Origin of the sequence: Curtobacterium sp. L6-1, from assembly GCF_018885305.1 — a bacterium.
In the GTDB taxonomy this organism is placed as follows: Bacteria; Actinomycetota; Actinomycetes; order Actinomycetales; family Microbacteriaceae; genus Curtobacterium; species Curtobacterium aetherium.
The window spans coordinates 377,940-392,780 of the sequence record NZ_CP076544.1 but is presented as its reverse complement, the minus strand read 5'-3'; the positions used below and the strand labels follow the sequence as shown (position 1 = coordinate 392,780).

General features: G+C 73.7%; 19 protein-coding genes. 9 read left to right on the top strand and 10 right to left on the bottom strand.

From position 1 onward, the window contains the following. The first annotated feature begins 20 nt into the window (after window positions 1-20). The 3 genes from KM842_RS01815 (at window position 21) to KM842_RS01805 (ending at window position 2,562) form a co-directional block, all read left to right on the top strand. Complete coding sequence (locus KM842_RS01815) at window positions 21-671, top strand: GntR family transcriptional regulator (protein ID WP_216260403.1); 651 nt, start codon at window positions 21-23, stop codon at window positions 669-671. 186 nt (window positions 672-857) lie between these two features. Beyond that, entirely contained in the window at window positions 858-1,313 is a 456-nt protein-coding gene (locus tag KM842_RS01810) for a MarR family winged helix-turn-helix transcriptional regulator (RefSeq protein WP_216260401.1), read from the top strand. A gap of 364 nt (window positions 1,314-1,677) precedes the next feature. Then, the gene (locus KM842_RS01805) at window positions 1,678-2,562 is read left to right on the top strand and encodes an aggregation-promoting factor C-terminal-like domain-containing protein (protein WP_216260400.1); all 885 of its coding nucleotides are present in this window, start codon (window positions 1,678-1,680) and stop codon (window positions 2,560-2,562) included. 99 nt (window positions 2,563-2,661) lie between these two features. On the opposite strand, the gene KM842_RS01800 is transcribed toward KM842_RS01805, so the two are convergent. Genes KM842_RS01800 through KM842_RS01790 form a run of 3 tightly spaced genes read right to left on the bottom strand, consistent with a single transcriptional unit; the run spans window position 2,662 to window position 4,282 of the window. Further along, window positions 2,662-3,033 carry a hypothetical protein gene (locus tag KM842_RS01800; protein ID WP_216260398.1) on the bottom strand — a complete coding sequence of 124 codons (372 nt, stop codon included), beginning with the start codon at window positions 3,031-3,033 and terminating at the stop codon, window positions 2,662-2,664. Further along, entirely contained in the window at window positions 3,030-3,719 is a 690-nt protein-coding gene (locus KM842_RS01795) for a hypothetical protein (RefSeq protein WP_216260396.1), read from the bottom strand. The genes KM842_RS01800 and KM842_RS01795 overlap by 4 nt, the downstream gene beginning before the upstream one ends. Further along, window positions 3,716-4,282 carry an RNA polymerase sigma factor gene (locus KM842_RS01790; protein WP_216260394.1) on the bottom strand — a complete coding sequence of 189 codons (567 nt, stop codon included), beginning with the start codon at window positions 4,280-4,282 and terminating at the stop codon, window positions 3,716-3,718. Before KM842_RS01790 ends, KM842_RS01795 begins: the two co-directional genes overlap by 4 nt. Before the next feature lie 70 nt (window positions 4,283-4,352). Between KM842_RS01790 and KM842_RS01785 the strand changes: the two genes are divergently transcribed. Continuing rightward, window positions 4,353-4,988 (top strand): MOSC domain-containing protein, encoded by a 636-nt coding sequence (locus KM842_RS01785; protein WP_216260391.1) that lies wholly within the window; start codon window positions 4,353-4,355, stop codon window positions 4,986-4,988. Window positions 4,989-5,112: 124 nt separating this feature from the next. Here the strand turns inward: KM842_RS01785 and KM842_RS01780 are convergent, their stop codons facing one another. Beyond that, the gene (locus KM842_RS01780) at window positions 5,113-5,496 is read right to left on the bottom strand and encodes an MmcQ/YjbR family DNA-binding protein (RefSeq protein WP_216260389.1); all 384 of its coding nucleotides are present in this window, start codon (window positions 5,494-5,496) and stop codon (window positions 5,113-5,115) included. A 131-nt stretch (window positions 5,497-5,627) separates the two neighbouring features. On the opposite strand from KM842_RS01780, the gene KM842_RS01775 reads away from it, so the two are divergent. After that, complete coding sequence (locus tag KM842_RS01775) at window positions 5,628-5,927, top strand: excalibur calcium-binding domain-containing protein (RefSeq protein WP_216260388.1); 300 nt, start codon at window positions 5,628-5,630, stop codon at window positions 5,925-5,927. A gap of 22 nt (window positions 5,928-5,949) precedes the next feature. Here the strand turns inward: KM842_RS01775 and epsC are convergent, their stop codons facing one another. The 4 genes from epsC to KM842_RS01755 form a co-directional block, all read right to left on the bottom strand. Beyond that, window positions 5,950-6,534, bottom strand: coding sequence for a serine O-acetyltransferase EpsC (gene epsC, locus KM842_RS01770; RefSeq protein ID WP_253206204.1), 585 nt, complete (start codon window positions 6,532-6,534; stop codon window positions 5,950-5,952). Then, window positions 6,531-7,469: a cysteine synthase A gene (cysK, locus tag KM842_RS01765; RefSeq protein WP_216260378.1), complete on the bottom strand. Its 939-nt coding sequence runs from the start codon at window positions 7,467-7,469 to the stop codon at window positions 6,531-6,533. The genes epsC and cysK overlap by 4 nt, the downstream gene beginning before the upstream one ends. 223 nt (window positions 7,470-7,692) lie before the next feature. Continuing rightward, window positions 7,693-8,730 (bottom strand): dipeptidase, encoded by a 1,038-nt coding sequence (locus KM842_RS01760; RefSeq protein WP_216260376.1) that lies wholly within the window; start codon window positions 8,728-8,730, stop codon window positions 7,693-7,695. 19 nt (window positions 8,731-8,749) lie between these two features. Further along, window positions 8,750-9,796 (bottom strand): YeiH family protein, encoded by a 1,047-nt coding sequence (locus tag KM842_RS01755; RefSeq protein WP_216260374.1) that lies wholly within the window; start codon window positions 9,794-9,796, stop codon window positions 8,750-8,752. 36 nt (window positions 9,797-9,832) lie between these two features. On the opposite strand from KM842_RS01755, the gene KM842_RS01750 reads away from it, so the two are divergent. Next, the gene (locus KM842_RS01750; protein WP_216260372.1) at window positions 9,833-10,297 is read left to right on the top strand and encodes an SRPBCC family protein; all 465 of its coding nucleotides are present in this window, start codon (window positions 9,833-9,835) and stop codon (window positions 10,295-10,297) included. A gap of 39 nt (window positions 10,298-10,336) precedes the next feature. Here the strand turns inward: KM842_RS01750 and KM842_RS15805 are convergent, their stop codons facing one another. Then, window positions 10,337-10,495, bottom strand: coding sequence for a hypothetical protein (locus KM842_RS15805; protein ID WP_253206203.1), 159 nt, complete (start codon window positions 10,493-10,495; stop codon window positions 10,337-10,339). A gap of 387 nt (window positions 10,496-10,882) precedes the next feature. Here KM842_RS15805 and KM842_RS01740 point away from each other — a divergent pair, with 387 nt between their 5' ends. Next, on the top strand, window positions 10,883-11,812 hold the full coding sequence (locus KM842_RS01740) for an ABC transporter ATP-binding protein (protein WP_216260370.1): 930 nt from the start codon (window positions 10,883-10,885) through the stop codon (window positions 11,810-11,812). After that, window positions 11,809-12,693, top strand: a complete 885-nt coding sequence (locus tag KM842_RS01735; protein ID WP_216260368.1) for an ABC-2 family transporter permease — start codon at window positions 11,809-11,811, stop codon at window positions 12,691-12,693. The genes KM842_RS01740 and KM842_RS01735 overlap by 4 nt, the downstream gene beginning before the upstream one ends. Window positions 12,694-12,879: 186 nt before the next feature. On the opposite strand, the gene KM842_RS01730 is transcribed toward KM842_RS01735, so the two are convergent. Next, window positions 12,880-13,629 carry a FadR/GntR family transcriptional regulator gene (locus tag KM842_RS01730; RefSeq protein WP_216260365.1) on the bottom strand — a complete coding sequence of 250 codons (750 nt, stop codon included), beginning with the start codon at window positions 13,627-13,629 and terminating at the stop codon, window positions 12,880-12,882. A 133-nt stretch (window positions 13,630-13,762) separates the two neighbouring features. On the opposite strand from KM842_RS01730, the gene KM842_RS01725 reads away from it, so the two are divergent. Next, on the top strand, window positions 13,763-14,677 hold the full coding sequence (locus tag KM842_RS01725) for a proline iminopeptidase-family hydrolase (protein ID WP_216260357.1): 915 nt from the start codon (window positions 13,763-13,765) through the stop codon (window positions 14,675-14,677). The last annotated feature ends 164 nt before the right edge of the window (window positions 14,678-14,841 follow it).

Genomic DNA, 14,841 nt, shown 5'->3' with positions numbered 1-14,841 from the left:
CGATCCCGGAAGGTCCCGTCATGCCGGTCCCCAGCACCGCCCCGACCGAGCACAGGCTCCTGCGCGACACCGTCCGGCAGAAGATCCACGAGGCGATCATGGACGGCACCCTCGAGCCCGGGGAACGCCTCAACGACGAGGAGCTCATCGCCTGGCTCGGCGTCTCCCGCACCCCCATCCGCGAAGCCCTCAGCCAGCTCGCCCGCGCCGGACTGATCGAGATGGCGCCGAACCGCTACACGCGCGTGACGACGCCCGACCCGGCCGAGGTCACCGAGGCGATCCAGACGCTCGGCGTGCTGTTCGGCGGCGTGGTCCGGCTCGCGGTCCCCCGCCTGTCCGCGGCGGCGCGCAAGCGGATCCTCTCGGCCCTCGACACGACGATCGGCGAACTCGACGCCCACGACGTGGCGGCCGTGAACCGCGACGCCCTCGGGGTGTTCTCGCTGTACGTCGACGAATGCGGCAACGAGAACCTGCAGCGCGTCTGCCGCGACACGATGGACGGCCTGGCCTTCCGGTTGCGTCTGCCGAACCTCGACGAGCTGCTCGACTGGCAGCTCATGACCGACGAGTTCCGACGGCTGCGCACGGCGACGGCGGACGGCGACAACGTCGCCGCCGAGCTCGCGACCGAGGCCATCCACATGCTCCCGGGCGAGAAGCGCTGACCCTGGTCGACCCGATCTCCTGAGCGTCCGTACAGGCTCGTGGCGGACGCGCCGTCCGCGCCCGATCGGACCGCGCTGGCCGGACAGGACGAAGACGCGCCGCCCGACCGTCGTGTCCCCCGATCGACGCCGTCGCACCGACCGCTACGATCGGTCCCACCACCCGAACGACGCCCCGGAGCAGCCATGACCGACCTCCACCCGGACCGCACCGAGGTCGCCGCACGCCTCGCCGCGGCGGTCGGCCGGATCAACCGCAAGGCCCGCACCGACTCCGCGTCCCTCGGCTACGGGATCGTGTCCGCGCTCGCGTCGATCGTGCAGCACGGACCCCTCCGCCCCGGCGACCTGTCGCGGATCGAGGTGGTCACGAAGCCGACCATGACCCGCATCCTCACCGAGCTCGAACAGCGCGGCCTCATCGCCCGCGACGCCGACCCGCGCGACGGCCGCGCCTTCATGGTCAGCGCCACCCCGGCCGGTGTCGCCGCCGTCGACGCCGCCCGGTCGGAGCGGACGGGGATCGTCGCCGGCCTCATCGCCGAGCTGTCCCCCGACGACGTCGACGCGATCGCCGGAGCACTCGACGCCCTCGAGCGCGTCGCGCAGAGCCCGAGCGCTCGAACGGCCTCCGCGTCCTGACGTCACCGGGTCGTTACCGAACCGTTACCGGCCGGTGGACCGACCGTTCTGGGAGCGGTTGCTGACGACGCGTCCAGGATGACGAGTCATCGTTGCCGCTTCGCCCCGCGGGTGACCTGACGGTCGCCGCACCGAGGCGGACCGGACGGGCCCCCACACCACCGTCCGCTCCCACCCCGGCTCGCGGGTCCACGCGACGACGCGGACGGTTCGGATCCCCACCCCGACCGTCTCCCCGGTGCCCGGCCGTCCACCACGGTCCAGCAGTACCGGTGTCCGGCGTGCGCCCCGAGCGCACGAGCAGCCGGACCGCCACGCGCCGCCACGAGGACCCGCAGCACGAGCCGGCCGACACCCGGAAACCATGACGCGAACCACTCCCCGCTCCAGCACCCCCGTGCCCGGCAGCCGCCGCGCCACCCACGACACCCCGTCCCGCCGCATGCGCCGGACCCTCCGCAAGCACGGCCTCCTCCTCGCTGGCGGCGCAGCGGTCGTCGCGATCGCCGGCGGCGCCCTCACCGTCACCCAGCCCGCGCTCGGCGAGGCGCTCGGCGTCCCCAGCGCCTCCGCCACCCCCGGCCTGTCCGGCACCGAGCTCGACCGCGCCCAGGCCGCCGCGACCATCACGAGCGCCCGGGCCGTCCTGCAGGACGCGAACGAGAAGACCGACACCGGACGCCTCGAGCAGCGCATCGCCTCGCTGGCCGACTACTCCTCGCTGTCCGGCTCGGCCTTGACCGAGCGCATCGCGTCGACCGTCGACACCACGCAGGACGTCGCCCAGGCGAGCGCCGACCAGGACCACGACGACGCCCGTGCCGCCGCCGAGCGCCGGGCCGCGGCGCAGCGGGCGTCCGACCGGGCAGCAGCCGCGAAGGCCGCCGCGGAGCAGGCAGCCGCCGAACGCGCAGCCGCCGAGGCCCAGGCGCAGGCGAACACCCCCGCCGGTGCGAAGAGCGTCGCTGCCTCGATGGCGTCCTCCCGCTACGGCTGGGGCGCCGACCAGTTCCAGTGCCTCGACAGCCTGTGGACGAAGGAGTCGGGCTGGGACTACCGGGCGGTGAACCCGAACGGTGGCGCGACCGGCATCCCGCAGGCACTCCCGGGCTCGAAGATGGCCTCGGTCGGCGCGGACTGGCAGACGAACGTTTCGACGCAGGTCGCCTGGGGCCTGCAGTACATCAAGGGCTCGTACGGCACCCCGTGCAGCGCGTGGTCGCACTCGCAGGCCGTCAACTGGTACTGATCCGTCGCGACCGCATCGCGCCTCCCGGTCGGCGACCCGGCTGAGGACGGGACCGGCGGAGCGGGACGGTGCCGCGCCTCCCGGTCGTGGGTGACCCGGTCAGCCGACGCGGGCGACGCGCACGTCGATCCGCGTCGGGGTCCGACCGGACGCCGCGGCCTCGGCGAGGACCGCGTCGTGCACGGCGCGGGCGACGCCCGGGGCCGGTGCGGCACCGTCCGTCCCGATGACCAGTCGCAGCACCGACCCGTCGGCCACGATCCGCGGCCCCGCCTCGGCGGAACCGAGCCGACGGACCGCGGCGACCGCGCTGCCGATCGTGGGACGCGCACGGTACAGGTCGGAGACGCCGGGGACCGCGAGGACCGCGGCCTCGACGACGAGGAGCGCGTCGTCGGTCCACGCGGGGCCGGTGGCGTCCGTCGTGTCGGCGGGGAGGGCGACCCCGTCGGCGGTGGTGGGGTCGGTCATCGTGCTGCCTCCTCGTCGGGGTCGCTGCTGGTCGTGCTGCCGCCCGTCGCCTGCGTGGGGACGATGAGGTCGCGGACCACGACGTCGACGGCGACGACGGTCAGGTCGGTCTGCGTGGCGAGGGTCTCCTCGACCGCGAGCCGGACGGCGTCCGCGGTCGGGATGATCCGGCGTCCGGAGACGACCGCGATCTCGACGGTCACCCGCACCGGAGCGGTGAGGGCCGTCACGTCCCCGTCGAGCACGCACCGGGACACGACGACGCCCGGGACCCCGTCGCCCGCGCGGCGGACCAGCGACCGGACGGCACCCTCGGTCAGGACCATGTGCTCGGTGGGGGCCTCGGCGCGGAGCGGGATGTCCCGGCCGGCGCGGACCTCGAGCGAGATGTTCGCCAGGACCCCGCCGATCCACGACTCGTCGGCGGGCGCCTCGGCCTTCGCGGCCTCGTCGAGGGAGCCGAGCGAGGCCTGTCGCAGCCGCACGATGGCGGCGAGGGCGTTCTGGCACGCCGGTGAGTCGTCGATCGTCGGGTCCGCCGGCCGCATGCCCGCGTCGAGGTAGTCGGCGAGTTCGTCGATGGTGTGCCCGTCCAGGTCCTCCGGCTCGAGCGCGGACAGGTCGGGCTCGTTCGCGCCGACGTCCCCCGCTCCGGGCGACGCGGACGGTTCGGGTGCGGCGGTCATCGCCATCCCTCCATGAGTCGGATCATGTTCTTCCGGGCGCGGGACAGGAGCCCGCGCACGGTCGACGTGGGCAGGCCCAGCTCCTCGGCGATGTCCTCGTAGCGGTACTCGAGGACCTCCTTCATCACCCAGCACCGGCGTTGGTCGGCCGGCAGTTCCGCCAGGGCGCGGTCGACGGCGTCCTCGCGGGAACGGGCCTCGGCAACGCGTTCCGGGGCCCCGTCCGCCGGGGCGGCGACCTCGAGTTCGGTGACGTCGTCGTGGTCGCGGCGGGCCCGGATGCGGTCCAGGCACTTCCGGCTGAGGATGCGCATGAGCCAGGCCTTCACCCGGCGGCGGTCCTCGAGCGCGTCGAGGCGGTTCCACGCCGTGATGAAGGTCTCCTGCACCACGTCGTCGAGTTCGTCGGTCGAGCCGAGCGTCCGTCGCGCGTACGCACGGAGCAGCGGCGTGTGCCGACGGATGAGCACCTCGAACGCCCGCACGTCGCCGTCGGCGGCGCGGTCGGCGAGGACCTGGTCGTCGAGGTCGACGAGGTCCGTCCGGTGTCCTTGCTCGTGCACGCTCTCCTTCTACCGGCCGCGGGGACGGACGGCCCGCGTGTCGCCGGTCGACGTACGGCAGGCTGGGCGCATGTCCGTCGTCACCGCCGTCTGCCGCGTCGAGGCCCTGCTCCGGGACTCCGGGGTCATCGGGGTCACCGCCATCGACAAGCGCCCCGTCGCGGGCCCCGTCCGGGTCCGCCCCCTCGGGCTGCACGCCGACGTGCAGGCCGACCGGAAGCACCACGGCGGCGAGGACCAGGCCGTGTACGTCTACGCCGACGAGGACGCCGCGTACTTCGCCGAGCAGCTCGACCGGCCGATCCCGCCGGGGCTGTTCGGCGAGAACCTCCGCACGACCGGTGTCGACGTCACCGGGCTCGTCATCGGCGAACGCTGGCGCATCGGCGAGACGCTCGAACTCAAGGTGACGATCCCCCGGACGCCGTGCGGCACCTTCGCGCGCCGGATGCGGATCGACAGGTGGGTCAAGCGGTTCGCCGAGGAGGGTCGGCCGGGCGCGTACCTCCGGGTCCGCCGGTCCGGGCCGGTCGCCGCCGGGGACACCGTCACGGTGCTGTCCCGGCCCGAGCACGGCGTCACCATCGGGCAGATGTCCGCCGGCCTGACGGCCGAGCAGGCCCGTGCCGTGCTCGCGTCCGGCGACGGGCTCGCGCCGAAGGTCGTCCGGGAGGCGCAGCTCGCCCTGCAGCGGGCGGCCGGCTGACCGCAGGCGGTCGGCTGACCGCAGGCGGTCGACTGATCGCAGGCGGTCGGCTGCTCGGACGCGCGCGAGTCGGACGCCCCCGTGGTCGAGCAACCGCGGGTCGGCCGGCCGCGTGGTGGGGCGCTCAGTCGGGCGGTGCGCCGCGGGTGGGGTCGAGGGGGCGACGGGCGCGTGGCAGACCGGCGACGACGAGGTCCCAGGAGTTCGCCACGAGGTCCTGCACGGTGGTCTCGTCGAGGCCGTCGCCCGGCGCGAGCGTGATCCAGTGGCGCTTGTCCATGTGCCACCCCGGCGTGACCTCGGCCAGGTCCCGCACCAGTGCGACCGCGTGCGGTGGGGCGCACTTGAGGTTCACGATCGGGACCCCGCGCAGCTCGGTCGTCATGGCGAACATCCTGTCGACGACCTTGTAGACGTCGGCGCCCTCGCCGAACGGCTGGGTCACGGTCACCGCGGGGAGGGCCGTCGCGGTCCGGTCGACGACCTCGTGCAGGGTGCTCCCGTCCATGCCTCCAGCATGCCCGCCGCCACGGACACACGACGGCGACCCCGTTCGGGGGGTGAAGTTCTCTCATGAACGTGGGTACGCTCGTCCCGCCGCGCGTACCCGACGCCGAGCACCGTCCTCCAGGAGCACCCATGCAGATCATCCGCACCCTCGGCGTCGCCACCCTCGCGCTCGCCCTTACCGTCGGCGGCGTCGCCGGCACCGCCGCGAGCGCCTCGGCCGCGCCGAAGACCTTCGCGAACTGCACCGCCGTCAACAAGGTCTACTCGGGCGGCATCGCCAAGAAGTCCGTCACGAGGAACAAGGTGACCTCCGCCGGCAAGACGTCCTACCGCGCGCTCAAGGGCACCGTGAAGAAGGACGACGCGCTCTACAACGCGAACAAGAAGATGGACCGCGACGCCGACGGGATCGCCTGCGAGAAGAGCTGACGCTCCCCGGGCTCCGCGGGCCTCACAGCTCGGGGACGCCCTCGCCGCCCGAGCGCGGCCGTGCCGTCCCGGCGATCCCCGTCACCACGGAGTTCGCCGGGACGTCCTTCGTCACGACGGTGCCCGCGCCGACGACGGAGTCGTCGCCGACCATGATGCCGCCGATCAGCGCCGACCCGGCGCCCAGGACGACCCGGTCGCCCACCGTCGGGTGCCGCTTGGAACGCGGCCCCGGGCCTCCGCCCCGACCGCCCAGCGTGACGCCGTGGAACACGAGGACGTCGTCACCGACGACGGCGGTCTCGCCGATCACGACGCCGATGCCGTGGTCGATGAAGAACCGGCGACCGATGCGCGCGCCGGGGTGGATCTCGATGCCCGTGAGCGTGCGGGTGAGCTGTGCGAGCACCCGGGCCGCCGTGCGCGAGCCCGGGAGCCCACGCGCGATCCAGAGCCGGTGCGCCACCCGGTGCGACCAGACGGCGTGCAGCCCGGAGTAGACGATCGCGTTCTCGAGGTCCCCGCGTGCTGCGGGGTCACCGCGGCGTGCGGCGGCGAGGTCCTCCCGGACCGTCCGCAGCACGCCGCGGCGTGGAGCCGTCGTCACGCAGAGAGTCCCTCGAAGAGCACCGTCGAGAGGTAGCGCTCCCCCGTGTCGCAGACGATCGCGACGATCCGCTTGCCGGCGTTCTCCGGACGGGCGGCGACCTGCAGGGCCGCGTGGATGATCGCGCCCGAGGAGATGCCGGACAGGATGCCCTCGTCGGTCGCGAGCGCCCGGGCGACCCGGAGCGCGTCGTCGAGCTCGACGTCGATGACCTCGTCGATGACGGAGCGGTCCAGGACCTCCGGGACGAAGTTCGCGCCGATGCCCGCGATCTTGTGCGGACCGGCGGTGCCCTTGGTCAGGAGCGGCGAGTCGGCGGGCTCGACGGCGACGATCTGCACGCCGGGCACGCGTTCCTTGAGGACCTGGCCGACACCGGTGATCGTGCCACCGGTCCCGACGCCGGCGACGAAGACGTCGACGTGCCCCTCGGTGTCACGGAGGATCTCCTGCGCGGTGGTCCGGCGGTGGATCGCGGCGTTCGCCGTCGTCTCGAACTGGTGGGCGAGGATCGCACCGGGCGTCTCGTCGACGATCTGACCGGCGCGGGCGACGGCGCCCTTCATGCCCTCGGACCCCGGCGTCAGGACGATCTCGGCACCGTAGGCGCGCATCACGGCCCGGCGCTCGACGCTCATGGTCTCGGGCATCGTCACGATGACCCGGTAGCCGCGGGCAGCGCCGACGAGTGCGAGCGCGATGCCGGTGTTGCCGGACGAGCCCTCGACGATCGTGCCGCCGGGCTTCAGCTCACCGGACTCCTCGGCCGCGTCGATGATCGCGACGCCGAGGCGGTCCTTGACGCTCGCGCCGGGGTTGTAGAACTCGAGCTTGGCCAGGACCTCGGCCCCGCCCTCCTGCGGCAGGCGGTTGAGCCGCACCAGCGGGGTGTTGCCGAAGGCCTGGGAGATGTCGTCGTAGATGGTGCCGGTCATCCGTTGCGTCCTCACGTCGGTCCGGTGGCCCCCGGTGCCGGAGGCGCTGTGTGCGGCCTGATCCTAGCGATCGGAGCCGGGGTGGCCCTGTCCGTGACGCCCGGTTCCGCCGGGAGCGCGTCGGCGTCCGGTGGCTCGTCGGCGGCCGGGAGCGCGGTGGTGCGTGGGTGCGTCCGGGCCGCGGTCGTGCGCGGGTGCACGGGTGCGTCCGCGACCGCGGTGGTCAGCGGAGGCCGGCCGAGCGGGCGAACCGGTCGTCGGTGGCCTCGAGCACGCGCAGCACGTTGCCGCCCGCGAGCGCCCGGAGGTCCGCGTCGCCCCACCCGCGGCGGCGCAGCTCGTCCGCGAGCACCGGGTAGCGGGAGACGTCCCGCAGGTCGGGCGGCAGCACGGGGGTGCCGTCGTAGTCCCCGCCGAGACCGAGGTGCGCGAGGCCGGCGACCTCCCGCGCGTGGTCGACGTGGTCCGCCACGTCCGACACCGTCACGAGCGGCGGCTCCCCGAGCGAACCGTCCTCCTCCCAGTCCGCCCACGCGCGGGAGACGAACTTCGGCACGAAGGTGATCATCACCACGCCGCCGTTGTCGGCGAGCCGGGCGAGCACGTCGTCGGGCACGTTCCGCGGGTGGTCGTCGACCGCGACGGTGGACGAGTGGCTGAAGACGACCGGCCGGGTCGCGACGTCGAGCGTGTCCCGCATGGTCGCGGGCGCCGTGTGGGACAGGTCGACGAGCATGCCGAGGCGCTCCATCTCGGCGACGACCTCGCGACCGCGGTCGGTGAGGCCGCCGTGGGCCCGGGCGCCGGTGGCGGAGTCGGCCCACGGGGTGTCCTCGTTGTGGGTCAGCGTCATGTACCGGACGCCGAGGCGGGCGAGGACGCGGAGCACCGCCAGGTCGTCGCCGATCGAGTGCCCGCCCTCCGCGCCGAGCAGCGAGGCGATCCGGCCGGAGCCGATCGCCGCCCGGACCTCGTCGGCCGTGCGGGCGAGCGCGAGGTCGTCCGGGTAGCGGTCGATCATCCGGTGTGCGAGGTCGACCTGCTGCAGGGTCGTCCGGACCGGGTCGGCCTCCTCGACCGGCACGAAGACCGACCAGAACTGCCCGACGACGCCGCCGGCACGGAGCTTCGGCAGGTCGGTGTGGAGGGAGTCGGTCTCGGAGTCGATGCCCTCGACGCCGGAGTCGTGCGTCTCGCGACGCTCCCACGGCAGGTCGTTGTGGCCGTCGATGACGGGGAAGGCGAACGTGTCGAGGTCCATCCCCCGACCGTAGCGTCGGTCAGGTGCTGCCGGTCAGTGCCTGCAGCCCGAGGCTCGAGAGGGAGACCACGATCCACAGCGACCCGCCGAGGAGCAGTGGGCGGAACCCGGCGCGGCGGAACCCCGCGACGTCGGTCGACAGGCCGATGGCGCTGAGGGCGACGGTGATGAGGAAGGCGGCGACCGCGGCGATCACCGGGTGCGCCGGCCCCGGGATGACGCCCGTGGAGTTGACGGCGGCGACCAGCACGAAGCCGACGAGGAACCACGGCACGAGGCGGAACACCCGGCGCAGGGACCAGGCCGGCCGGGCCGCACCGTCCGGGGTGGGTGCTGCCTCGGTCCGACGTCCGACCAGCCACGCCAGCGCCACCACCACCGGGATGATCATGAGCGTGCGGACGAGCTTCACGACCACGGCGAAGTCCGCTGCGCCGGGACCGTAGGTGCTCGCCGCCGCGACGACCGAGGACGTGTCGTTCACCGCGGTGCCCGCGAACAGCCCGAAGGCGTGCTGGCTCATCCCGAGGGCGTGTCCGACGACGGGGAAGACGACGACCGCGGCCACGTTGAACAGGAAGATCGTCGACACCGCGTAGGCGACCTCGACCGAGAGCGCCCCGATGACCGGCGTCACGGCGGCGATCGCGGACGCCCCGCAGATCCCGGTCCCGACGCCGATCAAGGTGCGCAGGTTCCCGACGACGCCGAGCGCCCGGCCGATCCCCCACGCGGCGAGGAAGCAGACGACGAGGGTGCCGAGCATGACCGGCAGCGAGGCGACCCCGACCCGGGCCACCTGCAGCAGCGACAGCTGCGCACCGAGCAGCACCACCGCGCACTGGAGGACGGTCTTGCTCGCCGTCGTGATCCCGGGCCGGACGACCGCGCCCGGACGGCGGACCGTGCCGAGGACCGCACCGAGGACGACGCCGCTCACCGGCGCGCCGACGACGGGCAGGAACCGACCGATGACGGTGGCGACCACGGCGATGCCGGTGGCGAGCGCGAGACCGGGGAGGAGCCTCCCGGCACGGTCGAGCGGGCGCGCGGGGACATCGGTCACGTGACCATCCTGCCGTCCGTGCGCCAGGATCGTGTCATGAGCGCTGCCTTCCGGGTCGTCACCCACCTGCCGGTGCCGCCGGAGCGCGCGTTCGCGCTGTCCCTGGACATCGGCGCGCACCTGCGGTCCATGGCCGCGAGCGGCGAACGGGCCGTCGCTGGTCGGACCAGCGGCACCATCGGCCTCGGCGAGACCGTCACGTGGCGCGCCCGCCACCTGGGTGTCGTCTGGCGGATGACGAGCGAGATCACCGCCCTGGAGGCGCCCACCGCCTTCGTCGACGAGCAGGTCCGTGGGCCGTTCGCCCGGTTCCGGCACGAGCACCGGTTCACGGCGACCGCTGACGGGACGCGCATGGTCGACGAGATCGCGTTCCATGCGCCCTTCGGCCCGCTCGGCCGGATCGCCGAGGGACTCGTCCTGCGCCGGTACCTGCGTGCGTTGATCGTCGAGCGCAACCGCTCGCTCGCCGCCGAGCTGCACGCAGCGTCGGGGTCCTGACCCCGACCCGAGCGGCCCGTGCGGCGTCGGTGCGGGCCCTCACCGGCCCGTGAGCTCGCCGAGGGTGTCGTAGGCGGTCGCGACGGCGTCCACCCGCGTGCGCCCGGACGGTCCGGAGGCCTCGTCCACGTCGTTGGCGATCGCGGCCACCACGGCGAACACGGCAGCCATCGAGTCGAACGCCGACGGTGAGTCCACCGGACACAGGACGGCCGTCGCGGCGGGCGCGGCGATGACGGCGGCGGTCGAGGTCGGCGACCTCCTCGCCGAGACGCTGTCCCGGCGTCGGGCCGATGCGGACGTCCGGCCGGACCTGTGCGAGCTGCGCACGCGACTGGAGGGCGATCGGGTACGCCCCGCGCTCCCCGAGGACGAGCACCCGCCGTGCGCGCATGACCCGCCTCGCCAACCGCGGTCGGTCGGCGCGGGCGAGGGAGGCGAAGGCGGCGTCGAGGTTCCGCGCCTCCAGCGCCCGTTGGTCGACGTGTGCGGCGTCCTCGGCGGCCCACGGCGGTGGGACGCCGCCACGATCTCCCCCTCGAGGGGGAGGCACGGGCGGGACCGCCTCCCCTACCGTGGCCAGCGATGATCGAAGTACAGCACCTCTCCAAACGCTACGGACCGAAGCTCGCGGTCGACGACGTCTCGTTCGTCGTGCACCCGGGGAGCGTGACCGGCTTCCTCGGCCCGAACGGCGCCGGCAAGTCGACCACGATGCGCATGATCATGGGACTCGACCGGCCGACCTCCGGCAGCGCCACCGTCAACGGGCGCCCGTACCAGAGCTTCCGCGACCCGCTCCGGCAGGTCGGCGCGCTGCTCGAGGCGAAGGCCGTCCACTCCGGTCGGAGCGCCTACAACCACCTCCTCGCCCTCGCGGCGACGCACGGCATCCCGAAGCGGCGTGTGCACGAGGTCATCGAGATGACCGGGCTCGAGTCCGTCGCCCGCAAGCGGGTCGGCGGGTTCTCGCTCGGCATGGGGCAGCGACTCGGCATCGCCGCGGCGCTGCTCGGCGACCCGCGCACCCTGATCCTCGACGAGCCGGTGAACGGCCTCGACCCCGACGGCGTGCTCTGGGTCCGCCAGCTCGCCCGCCGGATGGCCGCCGAGGGGCGCACCGTCTTCCTCTCCAGTCACCTCATGAGCGAGATGGCCCAGACGGCGGACCGCGTGGTGGTGCTCGGCCGCGGCAAGGTGCTCGCCGACGCGCCGATCGCGGAGTTCGTCGCCGGTGCCGGAGGCGCCGACGGCAGCCCCGCCCTCGCCCGCGTCGTCGTCCGGACCCCGATGCCGAACGAGCTCTTCTCGGCCATCGGTCCCGCGGCGTCGGTCACCCAGCGCGAGGACGGCTCCTTCCTCGTCGTCGGGCCGGACGCCCCGACCGTCGGCGCCATCGCGGCCCGTGCCGGTGTCGTCCTGCACGAGCTCACGCCCACCGGCGCCAGCCTCGAAGAGGCGTACATGGCCCTCACCCGCGACGACGTCGAGTACCGATCGGAGGGAGCCCGATGAGCGCTCCGAAGCACACCGACGAGCGTGCCGTCGACCAGCACCGCCACCGGGACGACACCGCAGCGCAGGACGTGCGCCTCGGGTTCTCGAGGCTCGTCCGCGGGGAGTGGATCAAGTTCTGGAGCATCCGTTCGACGTTCTGGTGCTTCGCGATCATCGTCTTGCTGACGATCGGTCTGGCGGTGCTCCTGGGCGCCGTGTCCGAGCCGACGGACCAGGAGGCCGCAGCCACCGGCGCGAACGCGATGATCGTCGGGATGAACACGATCAGCGTGTACCTGTCCGCCCTGGTGGTGGGCGTGCTCGGCGTGCTCATCATCACCGGTGAGTACGCGACCGGGCAGATCCGCTCGACGTTCACCGCGGACCCGGGCCGCCTCGGCGCACTGCTCGCGAAGGCCACGGTCCTGGCCGCGTCCACCTTCGTCGTGAGCGTCGTCGCCACTGCGATCGGTGTCGCGGCCTCGACCGGCATGCAGGTCGGCAAGGGCCTGGAACCCGACATGGCCGATCCCGCCGTTTGGATGCCGCTCCTGGGCGCGTCGGTCTACGTGACGCTCCTCGCGCTCCTCGCGTTCGGCATCGGTCTGCTCGTCCGGTCGAGTGCGGGCGGCATCGCCATCACGCTCGGCATCCTGTTGGTCCTGCCCGTCGTGATCGGGCTCGTGTCCTCCATCGGTGGCCTCGGCTGGCTGGCCGACGTCATGGCGTTCCTGCCGGACGCAGCGGGCTCGCACCTGTTCCAGTTCGACTCCGGAGCCGCGACACCACCGCAGGACGGCGTGGTGCTGAACGGCTGGAGCGGCGCCGGGGTCCTCCTCGCCGAGGTGCTCGCCGTCAACGCCGTCGCGATGACGGTGGCGCGCCGACGCGACGTCTGACGCGGAGCGCGACCCGACCACACACGGGAGGCCCGTGGCGACTCCGCCACGGGCCTCCCGTCGTCCGTCACCTCGGTCGGATCGGGTCAGGACGGACCGACGCGGTCGGCCGCCCGGCGCAGTCCCCCACGGTCGGCCTCGCCCGGCGCAGTCCCCCGCGCTCGGCCTCGCCCGGCCGCGCTCGACTCAGGCGCCGACGGTCGGCACCTGCCCCGCACGCCGCATCGCCTGCTCGAGCAGCTCGAGGTCGATGCCGACGTGGCGCCGGGCGATGTCCCCCGCTTCCGCCGGGCGTCCCGAGCACACCGCGTCGACCAGGTGCTCGTGCTCCCGCAGCGCTCGCGCCTCCATCTCGGCCATGCCGTCCGCCGTCCCCCACAGGTGCGCCGGTGCCGCGATGGAGATCTGCGCCTCGAGTGCCGCCAGGGTGCTGCGGAGCGCGTCGTTGCGCGCCGCGTCGATGATCCCCCGGTGCAGGACCGCGTCCGCCTGCTGCTTCGCGAAGCCCGAGCCGGCGGTCCGGAACGTCTCGAGGCGCGCGCGTAGGTCCTCGGCCTCGGCCGGGGTGATCCGTTCGGCGGCGACCGCGGCGAGTGCTCCGTGCAGGACCGCGATGGCGTCGGCGGTGTCCCGGATGCCGACCCACCGAGCGGCCAGGGTGCGGCCGATCGCGTCCGGCACGGCACCCGCCTCCTGCTCGCGGACGAAGGTGCCACCACCACGCCCGCGTCTGGTCTCGAGCAGCCCGCGGTCGACGAGTCGGGCGAGGGCGGCGCGGACCGTGACCCTGGCGACACCGAGCAGGGCGGCGAGTTCGCGCTCGGGTGGGAAGCGGGAGCCGGGCAGGTACTCCCCCACCGCGACGGCGGTCACGAGCCGGTCCTCGACCTCGTCCACGCGCGTCTCCGGGCCGCGCGGCTCGGTCGGGTGGTCCACCACGGCGCCCCTCCCTGTCGTGTCCGCGCTCCACGGCCAGCAGCACGGCCAGCGGCGCGGAGTCCTGTTACGGCCACGTTAAACGAGGAGAAAAGGTCTTGCCTGGGACCTTTCGAGGGACCATGCTCACCCCATGTCCCGCATCACCGAGAGCACGATGCCGTTCCAGGACGGCGAGACCTGGTACCGCGTCACGGAACCCGACCGCCCCGTCCCGGGTGCGCTCCCCCTCGTCGTGCTGCACGGCGGGCCCGGCATGGCGCACGACTACGTCCGCAACCTCGAGGCCTTCGCCGACGAGACCGGGCGCACCGTCGTACACCACGACCAGTTCGGGTGCGGCCGGAGCAGCCACCGTCCGGACGCCCCGGCCGACCTCTGGCAGCCGCAGCTCTTCGTCGACGAGTACCGCGCGCTGGTGGCACACCTCGACCTCGGTGACCACCACGTGCTCGGGCAGTCGTGGGGCGGCATGCTCGGCGCCGAGATCGCCGTCCGTCGCCCGGGCGGCATCGCGAGCCTGTCGATCTGCAACTCCCCCGCGTCGATGCAGCTCTGGGTGGACGGCGCCGCCGAGCTCCGCGCCCAGCTGCCCGAGGACGTGCAGGACGCACTGACCCGGCACGAGGCCGCCGGCACCGTCGACGACCCGGAGTACCTCGCGGCGACGCAGGTGTTCTACGAGCGCCACGTGTGCCGCGTCGTGCCGATGCCCGCGGACTTCGTCGCCTCCGAGGAGCAGATGGAGGCCGAGCCGACGGTCTACCACACCATGAACGGGCCGAACGAGTTCCACGTCATCGGCTCGCTGCGCGACTGGTCCGTCGTCGACCGTCTCGACCAGGTCGACGTGCCGACCCTCGTGGTCGCCGGTGAGCACGACGAGGCGACCCCCGCCACGTGGGAGCCCTTCGTCACGCACGTCCCGGACGCCCGCCAGCACGTCTTCCCCGGCGCCAGCCACTGCACGCACCTGGAGCAGCCGGAGGAGTTCCGCCGTGTCGTCGGCGCGTTCCTCGCCGAGCACGACGCCCAGCCCACCGCCTGACACCGGCGCTCCCCACCCCGACGCGTCCACACCCCGCACGCACACCCGGCACCCCAGCACCTCAGCACCCCAGCACCGGCACCACCCCGGCCGGCCACGCACCGGACCGCAGGCGTCCCACCGACCCGGAACGCGCCTCCCGTCCGACCACCACACTCCCTGCA

What these genes read in the sequence shown, in the direction of transcription:
- KM842_RS01815 (WP_216260403.1), top strand. Translation starts at nt 21, where the DNA reads ATGCCGGTCCCCAGCACCGCCCCGACCGAGCACAGGCTCCTGCGCGAC.
- KM842_RS01810 (WP_216260401.1), top strand. Translation starts at nt 858, where the DNA reads ATGACCGACCTCCACCCGGACCGCACCGAGGTCGCCGCACGCCTCGCC.
- KM842_RS01805 (WP_216260400.1), top strand. Translation starts at nt 1,678, where the DNA reads ATGACGCGAACCACTCCCCGCTCCAGCACCCCCGTGCCCGGCAGCCGC.
- KM842_RS01800 (WP_216260398.1), bottom strand. Translation starts at nt 3,033, where the DNA reads ATGACCGACCCCACCACCGCCGACGGGGTCGCCCTCCCCGCCGACACG.
- KM842_RS01795 (WP_216260396.1), bottom strand. Translation starts at nt 3,719, where the DNA reads ATGACCGCCGCACCCGAACCGTCCGCGTCGCCCGGAGCGGGGGACGTC.
- KM842_RS01785 (WP_216260391.1), top strand. Translation starts at nt 4,353, where the DNA reads ATGTCCGTCGTCACCGCCGTCTGCCGCGTCGAGGCCCTGCTCCGGGAC.
- KM842_RS01780 (WP_216260389.1), bottom strand. Translation starts at nt 5,496, where the DNA reads ATGGACGGGAGCACCCTGCACGAGGTCGTCGACCGGACCGCGACGGCC.
- KM842_RS01775 (WP_216260388.1), top strand. Translation starts at nt 5,628, where the DNA reads ATGCAGATCATCCGCACCCTCGGCGTCGCCACCCTCGCGCTCGCCCTT.
- cysK (WP_216260378.1), bottom strand. Translation starts at nt 7,469, where the DNA reads ATGACCGGCACCATCTACGACGACATCTCCCAGGCCTTCGGCAACACC.
- KM842_RS01760 (WP_216260376.1), bottom strand. Translation starts at nt 8,730, where the DNA reads ATGGACCTCGACACGTTCGCCTTCCCCGTCATCGACGGCCACAACGAC.
- KM842_RS01750 (WP_216260372.1), top strand. Translation starts at nt 9,833, where the DNA reads ATGAGCGCTGCCTTCCGGGTCGTCACCCACCTGCCGGTGCCGCCGGAG.
- KM842_RS01740 (WP_216260370.1), top strand. Translation starts at nt 10,883, where the DNA reads ATGATCGAAGTACAGCACCTCTCCAAACGCTACGGACCGAAGCTCGCG.
- KM842_RS01735 (WP_216260368.1), top strand. Translation starts at nt 11,809, where the DNA reads ATGAGCGCTCCGAAGCACACCGACGAGCGTGCCGTCGACCAGCACCGC.
- KM842_RS01725 (WP_216260357.1), top strand. Translation starts at nt 13,763, where the DNA reads ATGTCCCGCATCACCGAGAGCACGATGCCGTTCCAGGACGGCGAGACC.